Raw genomic sequence first — 8,354 nt, 5'->3', positions numbered from 1 at the left:
CACGCTCACGCAGATCATCGGGGTACTTCTTCGGTGCCGCCATCGCTAGATCTTCTCCCAGGTTTCGATGTCTCCATCAAACTCGGGGCGGGACATTGTGTCTCCCGTCGAAACCTGTCCGGGACCGAGCCCACGGCATGCTCCTGGATCAGATCCCACGAGCGGCTCAGGCACGCGACAAGCAGGACCGTGCGCCTCAAGACCTGGCGGATGTCCATCAGCCCACTGCCCAGCTGGTCTGCCAGCGGTGCCAGCACGCTGTCGTCACTGTCGGATCGGCGAGACTGCGCGAAGATGGTGTCGATCTGATCGAACGCAAGGACCGCAGGACCGGTCTGTGCGAGTATCTGTGAAATCAGTTCGGCGGTCTCCCGAGGTTCCACGGGCTGGACGGTCAGTCGCCAGACCGCCCACTCGCGGGTGGCGTCGTCGAGGCGCGACCGCAGGTATCCCTCGCCGATGTCGCGGAGGTCGGCGTCATCGGCCGCCATCATCGTCAGCGCCCGGAGGACAGCAGCGAGGTCTCGACCCGAGCCGGGCAGCAGCCTACGCACGGCCCGCTCAAAGGTGTTGAGCGCCGGCGGGGTGAGTGCGATCCGACCGGTCACCCGGTCGCGGGTCTCCTGATCCACGCCCGCCCGGTCCGCTAGGCGTTCCAGCATCAGCTGCAACTGGGTGGATGTTCCAGGCTCGCCGGTCCGATTGAGGTCCTGGATGAAGGTGTGAACGATGTCGGGCCAGAATTCCCGGCCGCGCGTCAGGCCCGCGAGCAGAAAGTATCCGCCCTGCTCCTGGACGTGTTTGCGTGTCCAGGACAGTAGGTGGGTCTTTCCGGAACCAGGTTCTCCCTCGACGACTATGCCGAGCGGGCTCTGCTCCTCAGCCCTGCCGGCATCTCGGAACGCACCTTTGATGAGCCGGTAGACGGGCTCGTTGAGCCCGGTGACGTGCGCTTCGGGCGGCTGCCAGACCCGAGACGGCGTTGGGGCCCAGTCGAAGGAGACCGCCTCCAGCGCGCGGCGCTCGTCGTCCCTCATCAGGCGCGCACCCGGAGCAGGTGCATCGGCCGACCGGCTAGGTGGATCGCAGCTTCCCGGGCCTCGGCTGTCAGCCCTCCCCGGTCGGGATCGGGTTCGAGGTGGATCTCCCGGCGCCCGTCCATCTCGAGAAGCGTGCGGTCGACCTCCTTACGCTCGGCGTCGAGGTGCTCCCGAAGCTTTTCGAGGCCGACCGGTCCACCGGGCCGGGCCGCCAGCTCCTGATAAACGGCGAGGATCCGTTCCGGCAGCGACGGCGGTGACATTCCCAGGAAGGACCTGAGCGCCGGGAGCGTGTCAGGCAACGTGCGGGCCAGGAGCTGCCACGTGGCGAACAAGATCCGGTCGGCGGGCTTGGCGTCGTCCGGTGCCACGGCCGACAGCTCTTCGCGGCACTGTTGCAGCCCGGCGTCCGTCAATTGGTGCACGAAGGCGTTGTGTGGTCCTCGACTGAAGGTGATCAGCTCGCGGCCGTCCAACTCGCTGCGCTCGGCCGATTCGATTTTGAAACCGAACTCATCGTGGACGGTGCGGTTCGTGGTGGCGTCGGGATGCAACACGAGAGCGACCAAGGCACGGCGCGCGCGGGCAGACAGCGGCTTGTTAGTCACGACGGAGTCCTTCCGGAAGGAGATCAGACGAGTCGATCGATGGCGGCGAGCAACGCCCGCAGATCGGCGGCGGCATTCCTGTCCACGGCCTCGAAGTCGGCCGCCGTCAGTTCGTCACGAAGATCGGAGAGATGGATGAGGATGTTGCGACCGAACCCGTTGTGGAGGACTTCCAGTGCAGCCTGGTCGAGACCGTCGAACACGCCGCGCTGATCCTGCGGTACGCCGTTGCGGAAGCCGTTCTTCATGTCGTAGACGGCGCGCTGGTGGGGAAGCAGCTGGTTGAGCGTCCGCAGCGTCTCCGATGCGGTGGCACGCCCGACACAGCGACGCAGCACCACGTCTGGTACGTAGTTCTCGGCTTCCCGCCAGGCCAGCAGGTGTACGTGCGCGCAATGTCCAGCCAGCTTCTCAGCCTTGTCGGTGTTGCCGGGCGCGTCCACGGTCAGCCGGTCGCTGTCCAGGAAGGCCGCGACCCGGACCAGCCTCCGGAAGCGCTTGGCCGCCGCGGCCGCGACATCCGGCATCCGGCCGGTGCCGCCGCTGTGAACGACTTCGAGCCATTGCTCGCGGTATGCGTGCTGAAGACGCTCCGGGCCGAAGACCTGGATCAGCGTCCCCAGAAAGCGTTCACCGTCCGAGGGCAGATCCTCGACCACGACGACAGCCGACTGGCTCAGGTCGGCAGCAAGGTCAACCAAGCTCTCGGTGTCCACCACCACTGTCGGGTATCGCCCGCTTCCGGTCCACGCCGCCTCGCGCTTCGAGGCTAGGCGCGCCATCGACGCATAGGTCTCGGCCAGAGACGGGAAGTGCGACGGCACGAAGGCGGCGAAGTCGTCGACCTCGAAGGGGTCGATGACCCAGTCGTGTCGGCCGATATCGAACGTCTCCAGCAGCCGGAACACCGCTTGGATGTCCGGCTTGCGCGGGTCGGGCGTGCGGAAGACCTCAGGATCGATCTCGACCCGCATCCTCCACCCTCCTTCCTCGCTGCGCCCGCACGAGGGCGCGTGTCTCGTCGTAGTCCTCGGTGAACACGCCCTCCGGCCAGTAGTCGACGTTGCCGTCGGCGTCGATGTGGATGGGCCGGACAACGGAGGTCCCGTCCGCGCGATCGACGAAGTGAACCGCCACGGTCGTCGGCTCAGCGCCGAGGCTGCCTTCGGCGATCCGTCGGCGCAGGCGCAGGAGGAAGGTCTCGCTGTGTGTCTCGATGAGGAATCGAGTCGAGGTCCTCCGGACGGCTTCGAGGTACAAGTCGGCGAGCATCGCGTGCGCGGCGGGATGCAGGTGGAGTTCGGGCTGTTCGACGATCTCCAGCACCGGACGCTGACTCGGTCGCACCTGGTCGATCGCGCGCTGGACGAAAATCGGCAACATCTGGGCGATCCCCGTGCCGGTGTCCGCCAGGTTGACCCGGACCGACGGGTCGGCCGTCGAGGTGAGCACGATCGCCCAGGTTCCGTGGCGGTCGACGGCGTCGACCCGCCATCCCGGGAGATGACCGGTCATGGCGTCGTTGACGAGGCGGATGAGGCGTCCGCCGTCCCAGGCCCGATCGCCTGCGAGGATGCCGGCGGCGTGCTCGCCAGTGGCGCCGACCTCGGTCCGCGTGCGGCCAGGAAGGCGGTAGCGGCGATGTGGGCGGTCTCGGAAGGGGCCGAGGTAACGGATGACCGGATAGTTGTTACGGATACGGCGGCTCACGCCGACCAAGGCTTCTCCCGCCACCGGTTCGTCGATCAAGCGATGGGGAAGCAGTCCCTGGAACTCGACAGCGGACTGCAACACCCGCCCGTCGAGGTGGGCCTTGTAGATCGGGAATCGGTCCGTCTCCGGGATGCCCGAGATTCGCTCCAGCCTGCCCTTCGACGTCCCGGCTTCGAAAAGCTCCAGCGACTCGACCACCTCGCGGTGCTGTTGCGGGAGGTGACGGATGCTGGCCACCAGCCGCGACAGCCCGTCCGCCCGGACTGCTACTTCAACGCCGATGCGAGACTCACCGGCCGGGCCGCCGTGAATCAAGTCGGCGAACGACTCGAGCAACTCCTCGCTGATCTTGTCAATGTCCACCGGTTCCTGCGAGTCGGTATCGATGCCACCAGCAAGGATGACCGGGGCGCGGACCAGGGCGCTCTTGCCTGCGTTGTTACGGCCGAGGACGACGGTGATTGGCCGCAGCTCGATGGCCTGCCGGCTCGCGAAGCCCCGATAGTTGGTCAGAGCCATCCGCGCCAGAACCATGATGGACAGGCTATCCAGTAGTCGACCGGCTTCTCTACGTAGTTGGTAAGAGATCGAATGGTTCGGCGAACAAGACAAAACGGACTGCGGCCGGAACGTCGTCAACGTTGGGGGTGACGTGGTGGGGGTGACGGTCATAGCGGGGTGATCTGAGCGCTGCCCGAGCTGGATGCGATCAATCTGCCGTGAGGATTGGGATACGCATCGTCACTTAAGGCCCAGTTGGCGGGCGTCACTACCGCACGAGGGCGCTCAGGTCCGACCAAGCCCTTACGCCGTTGGCCGCCACTGAACCCGCTCGAGGTTCAGGCAAAGCCGTCTCAATAGGGCGGATCCTGACTGGGCACTCAAATCAACGGGGTAGCAGCGTTCCGACGGCGATCACTGTGTGTTTGCCTGTCGTGTTGGGCTCGGACACGTTAAACCCCATATCGATCATCACGTCTTCAGTGAGATCGGATGGGGTTTCTTGCTACCTGCGGTTTCTTGATTTTCCGGGGCTTCCGCCGGGTGCGGGACCGTCCGCTCGCGGCGATCTCTTCGGCGTCGCTGGTTTCCGGTTCCGTTTCCTCCGGTGTCGCGGCCTCGCTGGTCGCCTCTGCGGATGCGGTCACCGGGGCGGGTGCGGGTGCGCTGGCCGTGTCCTCGATCGTCAGACTGCCGCGGCCGCAGACGATGACCGCGTCCCGCGCCTTCAGATAGGCAGCGACATCGCTGGCGTCGACCAGATCCGCGAGCTCGGCGTTGACGGCGATCACGTCTTCGACCAGACGGTCCTGCGACCAGTACATCCAGCGCGGCGCGTCCTCAGATGCCGGGTGGGCGCTGGTGTGGCCGTGGCGGCAGCGGTAGCCGGGTCGTCCGTTGACCCAGTGCCCGGCCAGCCGTCGCCCGCGCACGCCGCAGATCAGCAGCCCGGTCAGCGCGTACCGCCGCTGCTGGCCGTCGGCAGGCACCGGTGGGGCGGTGATCTGTTGGACGGCGGTGAAGTCGTCGTCGCCGACCAGCGCGGGGTGGGTACGGTCCGGGCAGATCACCCAGTCACCGCGCGGATTCCAGATCCGGACCGGGCCGAGGCTGCTGCGTTTGTCGCCGGGCACGGCTTCGCGATGGTCGGTGTATTGCCGGTTCCACACCTGACGACCCGTATACCACGGGTTCGCCAGGATCGCCGCCACCGTGCGGACCGTCCACACCTTCTGCCCGCGGTGCGGGTTGCGGACCCGGTCATACACGCCGGGCGACGGAATGCGCCGCTCGTTCAACCCACGCGCGATCCCCGCCACGCTCATGCCCTCGAGGCGGCGGGCGAACATCCACCGCACATGCGGCGCCGTCACCGGATCCACCTCGAGACGATGCCGACGGCGACCCCAGCTCGCTTGCACCGCGTTCGGGTGCGGACCCGCATCAACCAGGTGGTAGCCGTACGGCGGGCGGCCGCCCTGATGCCGGCCTTGCTCCCGGACCTGGGCGGCCATCGCCGACCGCACCCGGAACCGGCTGCGCAGCACTTCCCGCTGGGATTGATGACCGAGCATCATCAGCAACGCACGATGATCAGCCCGGTCGAGATCCACCGGCCCGTCGGCCTCGGGGAGCCACAGCGCAACCCCGAGAGCCCGCAAGGTTGCGACGCCCCGGCGGGCTTCGCCGCCGGCGAACGCCCGCTCGAACTCACCGACCACGACCGCATCGAACACCCGATCCGGGGCAGCGGCCGCAGCCAGCAAGGCCGCTGCCTGCGGACGCTTCACCCACGGCACACTGCGTGATGCGCCCGGGTCGAAGAACTCCACCACGATCCGGCCCCGCCCGGCGATCAGCCGTTGCGCCGCCTCCACCTGCCAGGCCCGCGACGACACCGGATCCTGATACTCACTCGTCGAAATCCGCCCGTAGAACGCGAACCGCAACCCGCCGGCACGCGGCTGCCCACGGCCCCGCACTCGCGGCGCCGATGGTGCGGCGGACACCCACGCGTCGAACGAACCCGACGGCGGAGCCGAAGAAGAGCAGGAGGAAGCAGGCATCGCCGATCACCTCACAGTATGAGGAACGAGCCGGTGCTCTATCGATAGCAACCAGACGGGCAATCCGTCGTCGCTCTATCGACTCAGGTCACCCCGATGACGCTCGCCGGACACCGGGAGACCACCCCCGCGTGTGATGACGGACTTTCCTGGCCCGGCCGTGGCCCAACAGATCGACCTGTTACGTCTGGCTCACCAGTTGCCCGGCGATCTCGGCGGTGATTGCATCGCCCGTGGCGGCCAGGTCCGTCAGCAGTTCGGCGGCGCGGGTGCTCCCGTCCACTCCGGGATCCGGCTCCTCCAAGAGGAGGACATTGACCACGACGTTCCCGATGAGGGTCGTCTGCGACAGTTGGTCCGTCTGGGACAGGCTGCCGGTGGCGTTGGCGACGGCGTAAGCCGGGCCGGACGGAGTCGTTCGCTCGGTCGCTCGGATCGCCGAGGAGAAGTTCGCTCTGCTCGTGTCGTACTCGCGGCCCAGGTTGAAGGACTTCTCGGCGGCCTGCCGCCCGGTGTCCGGCCCGTCGTAGATCGTCAGAGCCGCGACGACCCACGGCGGGATAGCCGACGACGGGCGCCAGCTACAGTCGATCCGCTGAGAATCAGGCTGCTTCGGAGACCGGATCCCTACGGGCGTCCGGGAGCCGGTGAACCTCACGGCCTCCGGGGACGTCAGCGTGGGGCACTCGCCGCTCAGGCCGGTGTAGTAGGCGGACCCCGTGGAGGGGGACGCCGACACGGGTGCCGGGCCGGGTTGTTCCCCGGCGGCGCAGCCGGTCACCGCCGCCAGCGTTACGGCGGTCCACAGGATTGGCCAAGATCGACTCACGCGGCGACTCTACGGGATGGCTGAAGCCCTGTGGCGCCGAGCAGGGCACGGCAGAGACGAACTGCGGACCGTGACGGATCCGTATCGCTGCGAGCTCACCGAAATGATCTCCGCGCTGCTGAACGGCACGTCACTTCACCGCGTGCATGACCCGGCCGGGAAGTAGCTGATGATCCAGTCGTTAAGCTCCGTCAAATTTCGATCATGAAGCACCAGCGGGAGAGTGCGTCCTCGGGGCGCTGCGCGACGGGTGACCCCGGATACTCATGCCGTGGAAAGCAGATGGACACACATCGGCCGGCTCTGGACCAACGGCGAGCCATACCTAGCCGCTGACTTCGGCATTCGCCATCTTTGGCTTGGTTCCACCGAAGACGAGTACTTCGATCGCATCGTGGACCTGGGCCCGGAGGAGATCAGCATCCCGCTCGGGGGTGAAGCGGCAGCAATCGTCGGAGGCGACGGAGTCGTCCGCGACGACAGTTGGATGGAGGTCTTTGAATCCGTCGACGGCATCATCGCCATCGTTCAGGCGTCCGGTGCCGATTATCGGCAGGTCGTAGGTGACGCTCTGGAGTTCGCGGAGGCGCCTGCCGAAGCCCACGCTTTCATCAACACTCCCAGTGGGCAACTCGCCATCTTCAGCGCTGCCTGTGACGGCGCGGGCGAGCAGGCAATGATGCTGCTGCCACCGCACACCGGTCACATGCCAGTGGAACATGGGCCACCTTCCCGGGACAGCGACACGGGACTCCGCCTTCCGGCTGGCAGCGCGAGGTACCGAGTCGAAGCTTGGTCCTATACCAAGCTCGGCGACTCCGGCTGCTTTGCCCGCTGGCTGCTGATTCCCCAGTGATCAGCAGGTGCACGGAACCTTCATCGCGGCAGTGCGTTGCGCGTAACCGGATGCTCGGTGCAGCAGAATGCCGGGGTGAAGAAACGGAGCCGACTGACATTCGTCATCCAGAGCGAAGTTCTTGCAGCGGACGAGATTAGCGAGAGGATGAACCTGCAGCCGACAAATGTCCTTGAAAATGGTGCCTCGGCTTCTCGGCGCAATCCTGATGCCGCGCGACGCCGACACACGACATGGAACTTGGTCAGCGATCTGCCGGACGATGCGGCGCCAGCCGCACATCTGGAAGGCCTGCTCCCGCTTCTCGAGCCGCGAAGGTCCGTCCTGCGCCAGATCCAAGAAACGGGCGCGGCAGCGTTCTGGTCATGCTTCGTCACAGCCACGCCAACCGGAAACATGCTGCGGTTCGAACCGGACCTCCTCTCCCGCCTGAGCCAGGTGGGGGGAGCCCTCGAGTTCGACATATACGACAGCGACGACGACTGAGCGCGGACCTTGGCTTGGCAAGTTGCCAGGCGGAGGGAAGCTGTGCGACGGCGCTCCGGCGATCGGCGTTCACGGTCGGCGGCAGATCAGTGCTCGGCGAACTACCCGGCGCAGGGCATCCACGCTGTGTAAGTGCCGGACGGCGGGCCCACTTCGTAAGTGGGCTTGACCCGTTTCGACGGACAGGGTCGATGAGTTGATCTTCACGCTACCTTGAGGGCGGGTAGCGGGGCGAGGTTGGTGCCCGTCTCGTAG

The 8,354-nt window shown here is 66.6% G+C and carries 8 protein-coding genes and 2 pseudogenes; 3 read left to right on the top strand and 7 right to left on the bottom strand.

The window, feature by feature from the left end; genetic code table 11:
- Nucleotides 1-14: 14 nt before the first annotated feature.
- The 5 genes and pseudogenes from AB0F72_RS41955 to AB0F72_RS41935 all read right to left on the bottom strand — a co-directional run.
- Nucleotides 15-1,037, bottom strand: a complete 1,023-nt coding sequence (locus AB0F72_RS41955) for a hypothetical protein (RefSeq protein ID WP_360444853.1) — start codon at nucleotides 1,035-1,037, stop codon at nucleotides 15-17.
- The gene (locus AB0F72_RS41950; RefSeq protein ID WP_360444850.1) at nucleotides 1,037-1,648 is read right to left on the bottom strand and encodes a hypothetical protein; all 612 of its coding nucleotides are present in this window, start codon (nucleotides 1,646-1,648) and stop codon (nucleotides 1,037-1,039) included. Before AB0F72_RS41950 ends, AB0F72_RS41955 begins: the two co-directional genes overlap by 1 nt.
- Nucleotides 1,649-1,671: 23 nt before the next feature.
- The gene (locus AB0F72_RS41945) at nucleotides 1,672-2,622 is read right to left on the bottom strand and encodes a hypothetical protein (protein WP_360444847.1); all 951 of its coding nucleotides are present in this window, start codon (nucleotides 2,620-2,622) and stop codon (nucleotides 1,672-1,674) included.
- A complete protein-coding gene (locus tag AB0F72_RS41940; protein ID WP_360444844.1) occupies nucleotides 2,600-3,895 on the bottom strand; it encodes a DUF3696 domain-containing protein in 1,296 nt (431 codons plus the stop codon). Before AB0F72_RS41940 ends, AB0F72_RS41945 begins: the two co-directional genes overlap by 23 nt.
- A gap of 446 nt (nucleotides 3,896-4,341) precedes the next feature.
- Nucleotides 4,342-5,226: pseudogene (locus AB0F72_RS41935) on the bottom strand (recombinase family protein); the annotation flags it as partial.
- Between AB0F72_RS41935 and AB0F72_RS41930 the strand changes: the two are divergent.
- On the top strand, nucleotides 5,144-5,320 hold the full coding sequence (locus tag AB0F72_RS41930; protein ID WP_360444856.1) for a hypothetical protein: 177 nt from the start codon (nucleotides 5,144-5,146) through the stop codon (nucleotides 5,318-5,320). The pseudogene AB0F72_RS41935 and the gene AB0F72_RS41930 overlap by 83 nt on opposite strands.
- Before the next feature lie 47 nt (nucleotides 5,321-5,367).
- On the opposite strand, the pseudogene AB0F72_RS41925 reads toward AB0F72_RS41930, so the two are convergent.
- Nucleotides 5,368-5,928: pseudogene (locus AB0F72_RS41925) on the bottom strand (recombinase family protein); the annotation flags it as partial.
- A gap of 181 nt (nucleotides 5,929-6,109) precedes the next feature.
- Entirely contained in the window at nucleotides 6,110-6,757 is a 648-nt protein-coding gene (locus tag AB0F72_RS41920) for a hypothetical protein (RefSeq protein ID WP_360444841.1), read from the bottom strand.
- Between the two features lie 271 nt (nucleotides 6,758-7,028).
- Here AB0F72_RS41920 and AB0F72_RS41915 point away from each other — a divergent pair, with 271 nt between their 5' ends.
- Nucleotides 7,029-7,613: a hypothetical protein gene (locus AB0F72_RS41915; RefSeq protein ID WP_360444838.1), complete on the top strand. Its 585-nt coding sequence runs from the start codon at nucleotides 7,029-7,031 to the stop codon at nucleotides 7,611-7,613.
- A 57-nt stretch (nucleotides 7,614-7,670) separates the two neighbouring features.
- Entirely contained in the window at nucleotides 7,671-8,099 is a 429-nt protein-coding gene (locus tag AB0F72_RS41910) for a DUF4279 domain-containing protein (protein ID WP_360444835.1), read from the top strand.
- Nucleotides 8,100-8,354: the final 255 nt, after the last annotated feature.

Origin of the sequence: Actinoplanes sp. NPDC023936 (assembly GCF_040639325.1) — a bacterium.
Lineage (GTDB): Bacteria > Actinomycetota > Actinomycetes > Mycobacteriales > Micromonosporaceae > Actinoplanes.
The sequence above is the reverse complement of the archived record's forward strand: the minus strand, read 5'-3'. Positions and strand labels throughout refer to the sequence as shown.

Bases quoted from the DNA above. Each gene is read 5' to 3' on its own strand.
- AB0F72_RS41930 (WP_360444856.1), top strand. From the start codon at position 5,144: ATGCGCCGCTCGTTCAACCCACGCGCGATCCCCGCCACGCTCATGCCC.
- AB0F72_RS41945 (WP_360444847.1), bottom strand. From the start codon at position 2,622: ATGCGGGTCGAGATCGATCCTGAGGTCTTCCGCACGCCCGACCCGCGC.
- AB0F72_RS41940 (WP_360444844.1), bottom strand. From the start codon at position 3,895: ATGGTTCTGGCGCGGATGGCTCTGACCAACTATCGGGGCTTCGCGAGC.
- AB0F72_RS41955 (WP_360444853.1), bottom strand. From the start codon at position 1,037: ATGAGGGACGACGAGCGCCGCGCGCTGGAGGCGGTCTCCTTCGACTGG.